A 16,166-nucleotide genomic window follows, 5' to 3' on the forward strand; every position below is an offset into this window, starting at 1 on the left:
CAGTTATTAAAATCTTCTGTGTGTATTATAGCATATTTTTTATCATTTTATTCTATGTATATCCCTAATATCAATGATTTGATAGAGGTGTATTTTACCATAGAAGAATTTAATAACTGCCTAAAACAAGATTATCAAGAGGCAAAAGAATTATTGAATTTTACCATAGAAGAATTTAATAACTGCCTAAAACTCAAAAAATGTTTAAATGGGCTTGCAGTCCATTTTACCATAGAAGAATTTAATAACTGCCTAAAACTGAACGAATGAGCACCGTTAGGATAATTGTATTTTAGCATAGAAGAATTTAATAACTGCCTAAAACTTCCACATATTTAACGAAGTTCGTACATCTATTTTAGCATAGAAGAATTTAATAACTGCCTAAAACAAATTCTTCTTTAACCTCGTTAAAAATTTGATTTTAGCATAGAAGAATTTAATAACTGCCTAAAACCATATTTTTCTATTTTTAAAAGAGAATTTGATTTTAGCATAGAAGAATTTAATAACTGCCTAAAACTTCGAAACAAGAACACAATAAAAAAAATGAATTTTAGCATAGAAGAATTTAATAACTGCCTAAAACAACGCCTCGATATCAAATAAGCAAAAAACTAATTTTACCATAGAAGAATTTAATAACTGCCTAAAACCACCCCCATCACAACTTGATATCGCCGTACTATTTTAGCATAGAAGAATTTAATAACTGCCTAAAACGTAAAAATAAAATATACAACCACGCATAAACATTTTAGCATCGTATTTTCACATTCTTTAAGGTCTTATTATGCACGCTCCTTGAACTTGCGTTCTGTTTTTAAGCGGTAATAACTATAATTTGAGGTTAAAAAAGATTGATTTGTCTGTGCTTGAATCTAAGGCAGTTATTTGAAGTATACCATTAGGATTGTTAAAAATCATTGATTGCCACGTAGTTCAAATTAAAACTATACGTTCCAAACTTACCAATTTTCCACTAGAATTCATAGTAATGCCACCTTAAACAAATCTCGACAAAATAAAATATTTTGTCGTTTATAGTCATTCCAAAACTACATTACTATTTAGATAGATTCTCAAGAGACTTCGCCTTAAATTACCCAAGAGTCGATAAAAGACGCGTTTGTTAAAGAAAGGCTGAATCAGAACAAATCTTAAATCTCTCAGGCAAGATGGTTTGCTTAGAATCTATTGGCTCAAAGCACATCTGCCACTTACACACTGATTGACTGATGCTGCTGAAGGAAAAAGACCACTCCCACGTCTATCTTCCCCATCTCCTGTGCAACTATGATTGGAAATTTCCCTATCAAGAGAATCTGTATAAAAATCCCTCATTGCAAATAAAGCTACTCCGTTTAAGGTATAACTCCCTGAGCTTCTTCTAGTAAGCCTATCCACCAATGCTTGGGCACTATTTACAGGTGCTATCAATTCGGTGAAAGCCGTAAAAGGCATATTTGTATTTGTAGGAATCACAACTAACCCTTGTTGCGTGGCAATAATGGGTGTGGCGTGGTTATTGATACTCCCATCAGGGGCACGTCTGACTACAACGGCTATCCACGCCCTACCGCTTGGAGCATTGAAAAGAGAGGTTAAGGCCGTAACAATTTCTTGACGATTTAAAGCCCTATGCGTCAGTGTCCAATCGTATTGAGAAAGCATTGAAATCGAAGAAGCCAAAATAATATCCATATCTCTATAAAACGCATTATCTCCCGGAAGAAGTGGTCGACCAAACCAATGGGTCATATCCATCAAGCTATCATAAAGTAAAGAATTTCTGTGAGAGAAAGAGACAAAAGGATTTACGCCTGCAGCGGTATTAAAAAAATAACCCCCGCTTGAAAGCGGACTATGGGGATAATATTGACCCAATTCCCCTAACATTTGATAAGAATGCAATAGACACACTCCACACCTTCCGGCAATAGGAGCGCTTCCATCCGTAGAAACAGCTATGTCATACAGACGCCTTATCCAATCTTGATTGAGCGAAAAATCAGAAGGTAAATCTCTTTTTACTCGCTTTTGAGTACTTATTCCTGGAGCAGGGCAATAATGTAGGGTTTTGCTTACATTTCCATCAGCATAGCGTATCCAATCAAGCAAATCTTTTTCAACTTTAAATTCAGAAGTGGGACTATGAGTAGTATCGCTTTTTAAAAAAGCAGGTTTAGCAGTATAGGGCACGCCCCAATTAGAACCATATCTAGTAACTCTTAAAGCATTGCCTTTAAAATCCTTTATCACTCCCCCATTCTTATTCATCAAATCCATACCCCAAAAAGTCGCGTTATTTCTACCTGAAGGTGTATCATCACAAGAAACCCAATCAACCCAATTCCAATCTTGGGTGCTTGTGATTCGACTGCGCATACAAAAAAGGCTTCCAGTTGTAGGATCATAACTCGCAATATGTCCATTGTCAGGATTATAATAAAGCGAAACATAATAGTCCCACGATCTGTTCTTGCCCATATAATAGCGATTCATAGAGCTTTGTGTTACCAAATCCCAACCTATAGAGCTTACAATACTTATATTTCCGGGTGTGGCTATCGTATCTATCCAATCCTTCATTGAGATATCAAGCGTATGATCATTCGCGTCTTTGGTATCTTTGGTAATATAGAGCCAATCGGTACTTTTGATACGGAATTTTCCATCCGCAGTATAAAAAGCATTATTTTTAACGATCCATCGTTGGCTTTTGTCATTGATAACGCAAGGAGTTAAATGAATATAATCCCATTGATCCTTCCCTTCTGTCACATTCTTAGGAGCACTCAGACATACCCATACATTATTGATATTATAACTAATCCTCTGGAATACATCATATCTGGCGGGCTTGGCATTTTGATCATTGCAGTTCAATATTCCCACATAAGCCCCATCGAATCTAAAAGTAGGGATATAGCAAGTTTTTACACCCGAAGAATGCAACATAATCGGTTTATCCTTAGGCTTATCGGTAGGTTTTTGAACCACAGGTACAAGATTATGATTTTCATCTGCTATACAAAGAGTGATTGCAGCTGAAATGATCATTATTAATTTTAATATTTGAGTCATTTTTTTCCTTATTTTTTACTTGGAGCTAAATTTTATAAATTTTAACGCTCTTTGGATTAAAATAAAATTAATATTCATTATTAATTTAAAAAAAATATTTTGAAATAAATTAGCTTAAATCCATCATTAAATATTTAAATCTCACATCTTCAAGCTCACGCTCTAAACGATGATTTTCTTCTTTGAGTAAGTTTTCTTGTGTTTGAAGCTTAGCAATATCACGACTGACATAATAGATATTGCTCGCAAGATAGATTTTAGGAAGCAAGACTATCAAGGAAAATACCAAAATCATATAGGCTGCAAACAATGCATTCACGCTCAACCCTTTGGTATGCTCCTCCTCAAAAAGAAGTTCTTCTTTTTCGTGCTCTTTGATTCGCAAATATTTCTCTTCCATACTCTTCAATCCTTAAAAGCAAAAGCCCTGAGCTTAGCACTGCGCGATCTTGGATTTTTAAAGATTTCTTCATCAGATGCGATTTTGGGCTTTTTGGTTATTATATCACCTTTTGAATGATTGCCCCCGCATTCGCATTTGTAGAGCAAAGGATCGCAAACGCACGATTTTGACCATTGTTTAAAAGCGTTTTTTACTATCCTGTCCTCCAAAGAATGAAAAGAAATCACTGCAAATATTGCCCCGTGCATATCCTTAAGTGTATTCAAAAGCCTTTCAAGCTCTCCAAGCTCATCATTTACCTCAATGCGAATTGCCTGAAACGCAAGCGTAGCGGGATGAATTCTAGGATTTTTAAAATGCTTTTGTAAAAATTCACTCAAATCTTTAGCGGATTCAAAAGGTTTTTTTGCGCGTCTCTCCACAATCAAAGAAGCCATCTTTTTGTATTCTCTGATTTCACCATAATCTCTAAAAATCCTCTGAAGTTCATAGGCAGAATAACGATTTACAACGCTATAGGCATTCAAAGAAGCAAGCGTATCCATTCGCATATCCAAATTTTCAGACGCAAAACCAAAACCACGATCAGGGCTATCAAGTTGCAAGGAACTCACACCGATATCAGCTAAAACACCTTTGATCATAGAGCCATAAGTATTCAAAACCTCTTGAAACTTTTCGCCAAATCCCCCACTTATACACATAAAACGATCACCGAAACTTTGGAGTCTTTTTTGAGCAAAATCTCTTGCTTGAGCATCTTTATCAATGCCAATTACGCGAATGGCAGGCTTGGCTTCCAAAAGGGCTTGAGAATGGCCACCAAAACCTAAAGTGCAATCAACAATAATACCCTCTTGTATCTTTTCAAACACTTCAAGGACCTCATCCAATAAAACAGGGATATGGGGAGCATTCATCATAAAATTCCAGTCCTGCTAACTACACGCATACACCCAGCAAGTTTTTCAACCTCACAAGCGTCTGTATGATATTCAAAGGCTTTTTGATATAAGATTTGAAGTTTTTGATTCATTTGATCCATAAATTTTGCTTTTTGAAAAAATAATAAAACAAATTTAAACAAATAAATACTAAAAATAGGATTAATCGGTGAAATTCAAAAGACAGGCGTAACGATAAGCCGAGTTCTGTCAAGGACGGTTATTTATCTAGGACACATTTCGCAATGTGCCTCAAGCGAAGAGCTAAAATGAGACATTAACCATACTCTTCTTGCTGCGGATTGGGTTTACACGGACAAATCCAGTTGCTTGGATTCCGGTGAGCTCTTACCTCACCATTTCACCCTTACCCTCTAGGGGCGGTTTATTTTCTGTTGCACTTTCCCTTGACTTGCGCCAGCCATTCGTTAAATGGAATCCTGTCTCTGCAGCTCGGACTTTCCTCTCCTCTTTCGTTCTTTGGGAGCAACCGCCTGTTATGCCTGCACCTACATTTTAACTAAAAATAACTTAAACCCAGCCGCAATTCTCAAAGTTTTATGCTATCATATTTTAAATAAATAATTTAGAGAATAATATTTATATTCAATTCAAGGAGAGTAATAAAAAAATGCAAGGAGAAAACAAAGATGTCGCACTCTCCATTATTCTCGCTTCTAGACAAATCAAAAATTATTTCAGTCAAGAACTTCGTCCTTTTAATATCGGAATCGAACAAATCGGCACACTCATCATCTTAGAAAAAGAAGGACCTCTCAACGTCACTGATCTCTCTAATATTACTCTCAAAGACAAAGGAACAATCTCTAGAACAATCGAATCCTTATGTAAAAAAAAATTTGTCGCAAAAAACTCCAAAAAAGAAGATAATCGAATCACAAAAATCAGCATCACTCCCGAAGGGATCGAAAAGCTCGCCGTCATCAAAAAGAACAAACAAAAAATCACCAATATTTTTACTCAAACAATTTCAGATGAAGAAAAAAAAGAATTTTTAAGAATTTTAGAAAAAATCACGGGGGTTTTAAATTAGATGTTTAAAACGTTCATTTTGATTTTTGTGCTTATAGCAGGAATGCTTGGGGCAAAACCTATCTATGTCAATACCAAACCAATCCGAAGCGGAACACTACAAAAACAAGAGATTTTTATCGGTAGCATTAATTTTAAAGAGATTTCTAATATTGCTTCCCAAACTCAAGGCGTTGTCAAAAAAGTATATTTTCGTATCGGGCAAAAAGTCAGAAAAAACCAGAAGCTTTTAAGCATTAATGATGATTTGCTTCAAAAAGATATCCAAATCAAACAAGCCAAACTCACTCAAGCACAATACTCTCTTCAAAGGCAACAAAAAGAGCTTGAACGCTATAAAGTTCTCTTAGACAGTCAATCTGTCCCACTCCAAGAATATGAAAATCTTGAATACAAGCTCAAATCCCAAGAAGCCAATATGCTCGCTCTTCAGGCCGAACTTGAAATTTCTCAAGTTGAACTTGCTAAAAAAACCATTTATGCGCCATTTGAAGGTATCATTGTAGAACAAAAAGTCCATATTGCCGAATGGGTAAACGTAGGTGAGCCTGTTTGTCAAATTTTAAACAACTCCGATGTAGAAGCGATTGTTGATGTGCCAAGCTCAATTGCCAAAAATATCAAGTTAGGGCAAAAAGTCAATTTGACTATTAATAACAAAAACTATCAAGGCAACATCACTGCCCTCATTCCCAAAGCCGATATCCGATCGCGAACTTTTCCAGTTCATATCGGGGTGAAAAACGACGGGAGTTTTTTGGATGGAATGGCTGTGGAAGCAATGCTTAACATTGATGGAGAAAGCAAAGGATTTATCGTTCCAAGAGATAGTATCGTATATTATTTGGGATACCCAACCATCTTTATCGCCAAGAACAACCAAGCCTTTGCCATTAGGGTTGAAACCCTCTCTGTTCAGGATTCACAAGCCCTTATCAGAGGCAAGATTACCGAAGGCGAAAAAGTCATTTATCGCGGTCAAGACAGACTTCAAAACGGCAGTGAAATCGAAGAAAAAAATCCAAGAAAAAAATGAAATCCATTCAATACTGTCTGAAAAATCCTGTTGTTGTCTGTGTGGGCGTGATTTTTTTACTTCTTTTTGGAGGCATCGCGCTTTCAAAAATGCCTTATCAGCTTCTCCCCCAAGTGACTCGCCCTATCATCAGCATTTATACGTCTTACCAAGGGGCGACACCTTATGAGATTGAAAAAGAAATCACCGATCGACAAGAAAAATATCTCAAAAATATTTCGGGTCTCAATACAATAACTTCGACTTCAAGAGAGGGAATGAGTATCATCAATCTTGAATTCAACATCGACACGGATATGAAATTAGCATTTTTGAATGTCAGTGCCAAACTTGATGAAGTCAGAGGATATCCTCCAAACATTGAAAAACCCATCATTAAAACAACTGGGGAGAGTATCCCTATTGCAGTGTATCTTTTTGTCAAGACTTCTGAAGGAAATAAAGAACCTATTGATCATTATAAAAATTTTATTTATGATGAAGTCATCAAATATTATGAACGCTTAAATGGCGTAGGAGAAGTTTATGTAAGCGGAGGGGTTAGCAAACAAATACAAATCGTTCTAGATACCCAAAAACTCGCCTTTAATAATATCACGATGGAAGAAGTCATCAGAGCCATCCAAACCCAAAACACAAACATCACTGGGGGCAGTATTGATTTTGATCAACGGAATTATCGTATTTCAACAATAGGAGAATATCAAAATATCACTTCTATCTATGATACTGTGATCAAATCTCAAGGGAACAAGGTTATTTTACTCAAAAATATTGCCAAAATTGTTCAGGGGTATGAAAACACAACTAGCTATAATATTCACAACAATGATAATGTGATTTCTTTGCAAATCCGTCCAAATGCTGATGCGAACATTTTAGATCTAACAGATCGGGTTGAAAAACTCACGCAAAAACTTAACGATGGGATTATGAAAAAACATCAACTTACCATTGATTGGGGAAGAGATCAAAGATACTATATACAATCCTCTATCAATCAAGTTAAAGAAAATATTTTTGCAGGCATTGTTTTAGCTGCACTGGTCTTATACCTCTTTTTGAGAAATTTTTCCTCGCTAATCGTGGTTGCTTTGATCATTCCCATTAGCATTATCGGTTCATTTATCCTGCTTCAGGCTTTTGGTAGAACGCTGAATGTGGTTTCTTTAGCAGGCATTTCGTTTGCGATCAGTATGATTATTGACAGTGCAATTGTTGTGATGGCCAATATCATTGCACACAAAGACAAAGGAAGTAGTCTTTGGGAGGCAGCCCTTAAAGGAACAAAAGAAGTTATTGGGGCACTCTTTGCCTCCACGATAACAACCGTAGCGATTTTTATCCCTATTATCGGACTTAAAGATGAAGCTGGACAACTTTTTGTTGATATTGCTCTAGCTTCAAGCAGTTCAATTTTGATTTCATTTTTGGTATGTATTTTTGTCATCCCGACATTTACTTTATTTATGCTCCAAAAGCTCGCCTATATGCCGAAAATAAAAATCAAAGTCTTTTCATTGCTGAATAAAACTATTGAACAGCTTGGGGAAAAAATCTCCAATCTTTTGATGCAAGCACTTAAAATATGTACGCAGAGTACTTTGTCTAAAATTTTTACTATCGTTATTTTCGTTGGGTTTTGTTGCGTATTCAGCTTTTTTGCATTCCCAAAAACAGACTACTTACCAAAAGGCTCTCAAAACTTCATCATCAGCTATCTAGACCCTCCACCTGGTCTTTCTCTTGAAGAAAAAGATCGAATCATCAAAGAAATCTATGAAGATTTCAAGCCCTTTTTAGAAATCAATGGCTACCAACAAGAATCTGCTGAAGATGTGCCTGTCATCAAAGATTTTTTTATCAGTTCAGGAACAAATATGTATTTTTACCTGACAGCCCAAAATCCAGATTTAGCCCCCGATTTAGTTCCTTACGCTCAAAGTGTCATCAACTCTATCCCAAATATCACCGGCGTGGTTCTCCAGCAAGGGATATTCAGCGGAGCAAGCGGATCAAGCATTGATATTAATATTAACGGCAACGATCTCAACTCTCTGCTCCAAACTGCTCAAGAGCTCATTGCCTCGCTCAAAACACACTTTCCAAATCTGAGTATCCGCACAGTCCCATCGCTTGAAATCAACAACCGCGAAATTAATCTTTACCCTGATTCTAGGATTCTTGCTCTAAACGGACTCAATCTGACTAATTTCGGCACAATTATAGAAGTGATGTTAGAAGGAAAAAAAATTTCCCAATACAAAGATGACAATGGAAAAAACATTGATCTCGTGCTGAAGTCTTCTCAAAATAAAAATAAATCCAAAATGTCACCCGAAGATATTCTTTACTCTCAAATCTATACACCTAATGGGGGTATATTGCCTATCAATTCTCTAGCAACAATCAAAAATGAATTAGGTGTATCACGCATTAGGCATTTTGAACAAAACAGAAATATTTTACTCATTCTCAATCCAAAAGAAAATGAACCACTGGAAAAAATAACTGACACCATCTCTGAAAAGATTCTTCCAAGTATTCAAAAAAATACTCCTGATAGAATGGAACTTAGTGGTAATGCAGGCAAACTAAACAAACTTAAAACTGAACTCTTAGGTGGATTTATACTTGCTATCATCATTACTTATCTGATACTTTGTGCACTCTATAGCAACTTCATCTATCCCTTTATCATCATTTTAACCGTGCCTTTTGCAACTACGGGAGGTTTGATAGGACTATATCTAGTAAATAAATTCATCGCCCCTCAAAATCTTGATGTGATTACAATGTTAGGCTTTATCATCTTAGTAGGTAGTGTGGTCAATAATGCAATCTTAATCGTATATCAAACACTCATTAATTTTAAAGAATATAAAATTCCTGCTTATGAATCTGTCTTAAATGCTACTCAAAGCAGGCTTTCACCGATTTATATGAGTATGCTTACAAGCGTTTTTGGGCTGTTGCCTCTAGTCTTGTTTGCAGGATCAGGAAGCGAAATTTATCGAGGATTGGGAGCAGTGATTATCGGCGGTCTAGTGTTTTCAACCCTTATCACGGTTTTTGTGATACCCGCACTTTTGTTATTTGTGATTAAAGACAAAAGGACTGAACGTTGAGATTTTGGTTTTTATTTTTGACTTTCTGGCATTTCTGCTTTGCGCTTGACATCGGGCAAGCCATTGATTTAGCTATCAGGAACAGCGACAAAATCAAATCTCAAAGCTATCTTTACGCACAATCTCAAAGCGTCTCTAAAGCCAAACTCTCTGCCCTTATGCCAAAGGTAGATTTTGGGTATATCTTCAGCTATAACATTCCAGGTGCTTCTGCAGATTATTTTTTAAATAGTTTTAATCTTACAGGCAGATACAATCTCTTTAATGGATTAAGAGATTATTATGCAATTAAAGATTCCAAACAAGCGCAAAAAAGCCAAAATTATGTCCTACAAACCAATATTGCTGATGTCGCTTTAGAAACCAAAATGGCTTATATTTCGATCTTGCAGGCAATGGATACGCTACAAATTGCCCAACAATCCAAAAAACTCCTTGAAGCTCAAAAACAAAAGGCGCAGCAATTTTATAATCAGGGATTTCGGGCCAAAAACGAAGTTTTAAGCGTGGAAGTTTTAATCGCTAATGCTGATATAACACTCAAAAATAACCAGCTAAATTTGGAATATTTTAAAAATACTTTGGGAACGCTTACAGGCTTAACTATCCACCCTGAAGAACTTCAAGACATCGACACACCTACCCAAATTAACTTTGATCTAGAAGTCATATTAGATAAGGTCTTATCAGAAAATCCCGACTATTTGTATTTACGCTCACTTTTACAATCTGCTTCCCTAGAGGTAAATATCGCCAAAGGTGCTTTTATGCCAACTATTGATGTTATCGGGACAAAATTTTGGTATATCAACGGCGGTAGCATAGCGCGCACGAGTTATGCCCTCCAAAGTCAGGCAAGAGTTGTTTTTTCTTGGAATATATTTGATGGATTAAGCGATCATTACAATTATCAGGCAAAAAAGCTTTATTATCTCTCATTATTGAGCAAAATCAACCAATACAAAAAAGACCTTAGAATTCAGATCAATAAAATTATGAACGAATTCGAACTTGCCAAAGAACAATTCAAGGTCGCCTCAATCTCTTTGAAACAAGCTGAAGAAAACTACCGAATCATTAATAATCGATATACTCAAAATATTGCCACCTATACCGAGCTTTTAAATGCTCAATTTCTACTAACCACTGCTAAAACTAATATCACGCAATCCAAATACGAAATCGCTATCTCACTAGCCAAAATTGACAGGCTTTTAAACACTAACTCTATCCATTCTGTTACTGCTTCTGAAAACAAATAAAATCAATATTTTTATGTTACTAAATTCTATGTATATTTTTTTATATAACTGTTTTCTGTTCTCAATCATCTATCTTTTTTGATAAAAGGCCTATAATCAATCTAAGGTTTATTTTAAGGAGATAGCAATGAAAAAATTACTTTTAACTTTCGTATTAGGGGCACTGGGCATTTTAAGCATTCTTGAAGCAAGCGATTCGGTTTATGCTGGCATTGTAAAACCACTTTACAGCACTCAAAATTCCCAAAAAGTAATTGGGAAACTATTGCCCACTTCAGAGGTTAAGATCATCAAAAAATCGGGGAATAAAGTGCTTTTATCCTTTCAAGGGTATATTCAAAAAGGCATCCCAAATGCAATTTATTTCACGATGGGACAAAGGATCTTGGTCGCAGGACTTATTAAAAATGCAGACGTTCCTTTTAAGATTCTAAAAACTCAAGCAGCCAAAGAATCTCAAACAGGGGATAGCAAAATATCACTTTCCCACCTAAAACCCAAAACAGGAAAAGATGCCCAAACGCTTTATCAAAAAATATCTGTAGAGCTTTGGAGTGATGATGGGGGATTTAGTTCTGATTTAAAAAGCTTATATTCTAAGGCAGATAGTTTGTATTCTCAAAATTGTTCTATATGCCACGCTTTACACCAACCAACTGAATTCAAAGCTAATCAATGGCCTGCTGTTATCCGTTCAATGTCAAGCAGAACAGGACTCAATAAGGATGAAATCTATCTAGTAACACAGTATTTACAAAAACACGCAAGTGATACACAAATAAAGGAATTAAAATGAAAAATCAAATCAATGAAAAAAGACGAACTCTTCTTCGATATGCCGCTATTTGTGCTGCAATCCCATTTGCAGACTCTCTCCTCAATCGCACTACACTGATGGCTGCAGGAGCTAAAAAATTTTCTACAAGCTTAGTGATGAATGGTGATGTTATTACTGCAGCACACTGGGGAATCATCAAAGTCACTCTCAAAAATGGAAAAATCATTAAAAGTCAAAATGCCCTTTCTGGGAATATGCCCAACTCGCTTCAAAATTTTACCGCTGATTTGGTCTATGCAAAAGATAGGATTAAATACCCGATGGTAAGAAAATCCTATCTGAAAAATCCTGATAATCCCAAACCTGAGCTCAGGGGTGCAGATGAATGGGTAAGAGTCAGTTATCAAGATGCTATCAAGCTTATTTCTAAAGAGCTCAAAAAAACACGAAAAGAAAAAGGGGCTCAAGGGGTTTTTGCTGGATCATATGGATGGAAAAGCAGTGGAAATATGCATAACAGCCGAACCCTGCTTCAAAGATTTATGGGAATGAGTGGGGGATTTAGTGGGACAAGCGGGGATTATTCTGCGGGAGCTTCACAAATTATTATGCCTCACGTGGTAGGAACGATTGAAGTGTATGAGCAACAAACCTCTTGGCCTGTTGTGCTTGAAAATTCTGATGTTGTTGTTATTTGGGGAGCTAATCCGCTTTTAACACTTAAAATTGCTTGGACTTCAAGCGATCAAAAAGGATTGGAATATCTGAAAGCACTCAAAGAATCCAAAAAGCAAATCATCAGTATTGATCCTGTTTGCAATGAAACTGCAAAATTTTTAAACGCCAAGTGGATCGCTCCAATTCCAAACACCGATGTAGCTTTAATGCTTGGAATTGCTCATACAATGCTAATCACAGGGGAATACAATAAAGATTTTATCGAAAACTATACTGAGGGATTTGAACCATTCAAAGACTATCTTTTAGGTAAAAAGGATAAAACACCTAAAGATGCTAAATGGGCACAAAAAATTACTGGCATTAATGAAAGCATCATTAAAGATCTTGCAAAGCTGTTTTATAAAAACAGAACATTATTGATTTCAGGTTATGGAATGCAAAGAGCACACCACGGGGAACAACCGCATTGGATGTTAGTAACACTTGCATCTATGATTGGGCAAATCGGCTTGCCAGGTGGAGGATTTGGGTTGAGTTATCATTATGCCAACGGAGGTTCTCCTACCACCAATGCACCCATCATTGGAGGAATGAATCTAGGCAATACTTCTGGTAAAGCTGATAGTGGAGCAAGTTGGTTGCTAAAAGGTGCTAAATATGATTTTCCTGTTGCAAGGATTGCTGAGGCATTATTAAATCCGGGTAAAACAATTGATTTTAACGGACAAAAAATTACCTATCCCGATATTGATTTTATCTATTGGGTAGGGGGCAATCCATTTGTACACCATCAAAATACCAACCAACTTTTAAAAGCGTGGCGAAAACCTCGAACTATTGTCATTCACGACATCTATTGGACACCAACAGCTAAGCACGCTGATATTGTAATGCCTATTACCACGAGTTATGAAAGAAACGACATTACAATGACAGGAGATTACTCCAATCTTAATATTGTTCCGATGAAAGCCCTTATTAAAAGAGAATTTGAGGCAAGGGACGATTATGATATTTTCTGCGATTTAGCGAGGGAATTTGGAGTTTATGAACAATATAGCGAAAACAAAAATACAATGGAATGGATAAAGAGTTTTTATCAAAATGCCCTTTCTCAAGCTAAACTTCAAAAAATATCTATGCCTGATTTTGAAACATTCTGGAAGAATAATCAACCCCTCACTTTTGAAGCCTCTGTTGAAAATCAAGAATGGGCACGATATGCTGATTTTAGAGAAGATCCTATTTTGGAACCTTTAGGCACGCCATCAGGAAAGATTGAAATTTATTCTCAAGAAATAGAAAAAATGAATTATCAGGATTGTCCCCCTCACCCATCTTGGATAGAACCTATCGAATGGTTGGGGATGAAAAATAAACCTGCTGAATTTGCTATGGTCAGCCCCCATCCTGGCGATAGGCTTCACTCACAGCTTTCCAATACATCTTTGAGAAAAAAATACGCCATCAAAGATCGAGAACCTATCTGGATCAATCAAGAAGACGCAAAAGCAAAAGGGATTAAGACTGGTGATATTGTACGTGTCTTCAATCAAAGAGGACAAGTTTTAGCTGGAGCATTTGTGACACAAGATATTGCCAAAGGGGTTGTAAGATTGAGTGAGGGAGCGTGGTATGACCCAGTAGAACCTGGAAAAATCGGTTCTTTATGCAAAAATGGTTGCGCCAATGTCTTAACAATCGATCTCCCCACATCTAAATTAGCCGATGGAAATATTGCCCATACCACTTTAGTAAATATTGAAAAATATAAAGGTAAAGTTCCTGCAATTACTGCTTTCACTCCTCCAAAAGGAGCCTGAAAGGGCAAAGTTACATTTTTGTTTTTGCTTCAATACCAAGCAAGTCAAGTCCTATGGTAATGCAAAGGCTTACAACCTTGCAAACCTTAAGAACTGAAGCTTCTGAAAGAGTGCCAATAATTTTATGGGCATTGTAATAACTATGGAATTCTGAAGCAAGCATCTTTAAATATTCACAGAGTTTTTGAAGTCCGCGTTCTTCAAAAGCCGTCTCAATCACTCTTGGGAAACTCAAAGCACTGAATAATAAACTTTGAGCATCTTTGTGAATCCCTTCTAAAGAAGCTCTCAAAATCTGTTCTTGTGTAAAACAAGACTTTTGAAACATTGTGTGGATACGCGCATTCGCATAATTGATATAAAAAATAGGGTTAGAGGCATCTTGTTTTTTTAGTTCCTCAATATCAAACTCCAAATGTGTGTCTGATTTTTTAGATAAGAAGATAAATCGCAATGCATCACTACCAATATCTCCGACCACATCTTTCATTAAAATAAAATTACCTGCGCGCTTGCTCATCTTGTAAGGCTGACCACCTTTTAGCAAGCTTACCATCTGTGAAAGCAAAACTTCAAGCCTTGTAGCATCATAGCCCAAAAAACTAATAGCTGCTTTAACGCGTGCGATATAGCCGTGATGATCTGCACCCCAAATATTAATGTAGTGATCATAGTTGCGCATAAATTTATCATTATGATAAATAATATCGCCTGCAAGATAAGTAGGCTCATTATTTTCCCTTACAACCACACGATCTTTTTCATCGCCAAAAGCACTTGAACGGAGCCAAATTTTCCCCTCATCTTCATAAATACCTCCATTTTTCTCCAATTGCCCTAAAACTTCACTCCATTTGGAATAAAGAGACTTTTCACTCACAAAATGATCAAAAACAATGCCGACTTCGCAAAGATTTTCCTTAATTTCTTGAAGCATCAAATCTTTTCCGAATTCACTCAACATTAAAATTGAATCTTGAGATTCAAAAATTTCCTCACCATACTGATCCAGAGCCAATTTGGCCAAATCAAGAATATACTCTCCCTTATAATACTGCTCAGGATAATGCACTTCTTTTTTTAAAAAATGCTCTCGAGCAGCCAAATAAATAGAAAGTCCAAGCATTTGAATCTGACTGCCCGCGTCATTAATATAGTATTCAGTAGTAATTTCATAGCCCAAAAAACGACCGATTCTACATAAACTATCGCCAAAAACTGCTCCTCTAGCGTGACCAATATGAAGAGGTCCAGTTGGGTTAGCACTCACGTATTCTAAAAGAATCTTTTTTTTGATCGAACCTTGATATTTACCAAAATCACTACCTTGCTCAATTGCAAGTGAAGCAAGTTTTTCAAAAAAACTTTCTGAAAGCGTGATATTGATATATCCATTTAAGGCATCAACACGCGCAAATTCATTGATTTTGGATAATCGCTCCGCAATTTCTTGGGCAATCAAAGTTGGGCTTTTTTTATGAATTTTTGCCAATGAAAAGGCAATCGGAGTAGCGTAATGCCCATACTCTTTATTCTTAGGGCGTTCTAAAATGACATCGCTTGAAAGGATGTTGTCTAAAATTTTTTTGACTTGATAATACATTGCTTATTCATCAGTCATTAATTTGGGTTTTTGGCTTTCTTCCTCTTTTTTTAGGGGCTTGGGCAACACTTTCAACTTCAATATCAGAAGTATTTTTTACTTGATCTTTTATGATTTTGGGTTTTTCTTCTGCTTTTTGAGTTGCTATTTCACTTATATCCTCATCATCCTCATCTTCTTTAACCGCTTTTTTAAAATTCTTTATACCGCTACCCAAGCCTTTTGCCAATTCTGGGATTTTTTTCGCACCAAAGAGCAAAACGATGACCAAAAGAACAATTACCCAATGCCATACGCTTCCAAAACCGCCCATTTGAATCCTTTGTAATTAAAATTATGGGCTATTATAACATTAAACGGATAATTTT

At 36.2% G+C, this 16,166-nt stretch carries 12 protein-coding genes, 1 other RNA gene and 1 CRISPR repeat array; of the genes, 6 read left to right on the top strand and 7 right to left on the bottom strand.

The annotated features are described in order from the left end of the window. The first annotated feature begins 91 nt into the window (after positions 1–91). Positions 92–723: direct repeats of the CRISPR family, unit length 36 nt; unit sequence ATTTTAGCATAGAAGAATTTAATAACTGCCTAAAAC. Positions 724–1,194: 471 nt separating this feature from the next. The 5 genes from BKH41_RS07810 to rnpB form a co-directional block, all read right to left on the bottom strand. Beyond that, complete coding sequence (locus BKH41_RS07810) at positions 1,195–3,087, bottom strand: DUF1561 family protein (protein WP_095298735.1); 1,893 nt, start codon at positions 3,085–3,087, stop codon at positions 1,195–1,197. 109 nt (positions 3,088–3,196) lie between these two features. Further along, a complete protein-coding gene (locus BKH41_RS07815) occupies positions 3,197–3,487 on the bottom strand; it encodes a hypothetical protein (RefSeq protein WP_095298737.1) in 291 nt (96 codons plus the stop codon). Positions 3,488–3,492: 5 nt separating this feature from the next. Further along, positions 3,493–4,413: a 16S rRNA (cytosine(1402)-N(4))-methyltransferase RsmH gene (gene rsmH / locus BKH41_RS07820; protein WP_095298739.1), complete on the bottom strand. Its 921-nt coding sequence runs from the start codon at positions 4,411–4,413 to the stop codon at positions 3,493–3,495. Beyond that, positions 4,410–4,535, bottom strand: coding sequence for a hypothetical protein (locus tag BKH41_RS10140; protein ID WP_257875443.1), 126 nt, complete (start codon positions 4,533–4,535; stop codon positions 4,410–4,412). Before BKH41_RS10140 ends, rsmH begins: the two co-directional genes overlap by 4 nt. Positions 4,536–4,614: 79 nt before the next feature. Beyond that, positions 4,615–4,940, bottom strand: an RNA gene (gene rnpB / locus BKH41_RS07825) — RNase P RNA component class A. A 125-nt stretch (positions 4,941–5,065) separates the two neighbouring features. Here rnpB and BKH41_RS07830 point away from each other — a divergent pair. From BKH41_RS07830 to torA, 6 genes are all read left to right on the top strand, one after another. Next, positions 5,066–5,488, top strand: a complete 423-nt coding sequence (locus BKH41_RS07830; RefSeq protein ID WP_095298741.1) for a MarR family transcriptional regulator — start codon at positions 5,066–5,068, stop codon at positions 5,486–5,488. Next, the gene (locus BKH41_RS07835) at positions 5,489–6,523 is read left to right on the top strand and encodes an efflux RND transporter periplasmic adaptor subunit (RefSeq protein ID WP_095298743.1); all 1,035 of its coding nucleotides are present in this window, start codon (positions 5,489–5,491) and stop codon (positions 6,521–6,523) included. After that, positions 6,520–9,651 carry an efflux RND transporter permease subunit gene (locus tag BKH41_RS07840; protein WP_095298745.1) on the top strand — a complete coding sequence of 1,044 codons (3,132 nt, stop codon included), beginning with the start codon at positions 6,520–6,522 and terminating at the stop codon, positions 9,649–9,651. The genes BKH41_RS07835 and BKH41_RS07840 overlap by 4 nt, the downstream gene beginning before the upstream one ends. Further along, positions 9,648–10,913 carry a TolC family protein gene (locus BKH41_RS07845; RefSeq protein WP_095298747.1) on the top strand — a complete coding sequence of 422 codons (1,266 nt, stop codon included), beginning with the start codon at positions 9,648–9,650 and terminating at the stop codon, positions 10,911–10,913. The genes BKH41_RS07840 and BKH41_RS07845 overlap by 4 nt, the downstream gene beginning before the upstream one ends. A 127-nt stretch (positions 10,914–11,040) precedes the next feature. Then, on the top strand, positions 11,041–11,709 hold the full coding sequence (locus BKH41_RS07850; protein WP_095298749.1) for a heme-binding protein: 669 nt from the start codon (positions 11,041–11,043) through the stop codon (positions 11,707–11,709). Then, a complete protein-coding gene (gene torA, locus BKH41_RS07855) occupies positions 11,706–14,195 on the top strand; it encodes a trimethylamine-N-oxide reductase TorA (RefSeq protein ID WP_095298753.1) in 2,490 nt (829 codons plus the stop codon). Before BKH41_RS07850 ends, torA begins: the two co-directional genes overlap by 4 nt. Positions 14,196–14,205: 10 nt before the next feature. Here torA and argS read toward each other — a convergent pair whose 3' ends face one another. Continuing rightward, entirely contained in the window at positions 14,206–15,798 is a 1,593-nt protein-coding gene (gene argS, locus BKH41_RS07860) for an arginine--tRNA ligase (RefSeq protein ID WP_095298755.1), read from the bottom strand. Between the two features lie 10 nt (positions 15,799–15,808). Further along, complete coding sequence (gene tatA, locus BKH41_RS10145; protein WP_257875444.1) at positions 15,809–16,111, bottom strand: twin-arginine translocase TatA/TatE family subunit; 303 nt, start codon at positions 16,109–16,111, stop codon at positions 15,809–15,811. Positions 16,112–16,166: the final 55 nt, after the last annotated feature.

Source organism: Helicobacter sp. 12S02232-10 (assembly GCF_002272895.1).
Classification (GTDB): Bacteria; Campylobacterota; Campylobacteria; order Campylobacterales; family Helicobacteraceae; genus Helicobacter_J.

Excerpts from the sequence above, each read along its gene's own strand:
- BKH41_RS07810 (WP_095298735.1), bottom strand. The coding sequence starts at position 3,087 with ATGACTCAAATATTAAAATTAATAATGATCATTTCAGCTGCAATCACT.
- BKH41_RS07815 (WP_095298737.1), bottom strand. The coding sequence starts at position 3,487 with ATGGAAGAGAAATATTTGCGAATCAAAGAGCACGAAAAAGAAGAACTT.
- rsmH (WP_095298739.1), bottom strand. The coding sequence starts at position 4,413 with ATGATGAATGCTCCCCATATCCCTGTTTTATTGGATGAGGTCCTTGAA.
- BKH41_RS10140 (WP_257875443.1), bottom strand. The coding sequence starts at position 4,535 with ATGGATCAAATGAATCAAAAACTTCAAATCTTATATCAAAAAGCCTTT.
- BKH41_RS07830 (WP_095298741.1), top strand. The coding sequence starts at position 5,066 with ATGCAAGGAGAAAACAAAGATGTCGCACTCTCCATTATTCTCGCTTCT.
- BKH41_RS07835 (WP_095298743.1), top strand. The coding sequence starts at position 5,489 with ATGTTTAAAACGTTCATTTTGATTTTTGTGCTTATAGCAGGAATGCTT.
- BKH41_RS07840 (WP_095298745.1), top strand. The coding sequence starts at position 6,520 with ATGAAATCCATTCAATACTGTCTGAAAAATCCTGTTGTTGTCTGTGTG.
- BKH41_RS07850 (WP_095298749.1), top strand. The coding sequence starts at position 11,041 with ATGAAAAAATTACTTTTAACTTTCGTATTAGGGGCACTGGGCATTTTA.
- torA (WP_095298753.1), top strand. The coding sequence starts at position 11,706 with ATGAAAAATCAAATCAATGAAAAAAGACGAACTCTTCTTCGATATGCC.
- argS (WP_095298755.1), bottom strand. The coding sequence starts at position 15,798 with ATGTATTATCAAGTCAAAAAAATTTTAGACAACATCCTTTCAAGCGAT.
- tatA (WP_257875444.1), bottom strand. The coding sequence starts at position 16,111 with ATGGGCGGTTTTGGAAGCGTATGGCATTGGGTAATTGTTCTTTTGGTC.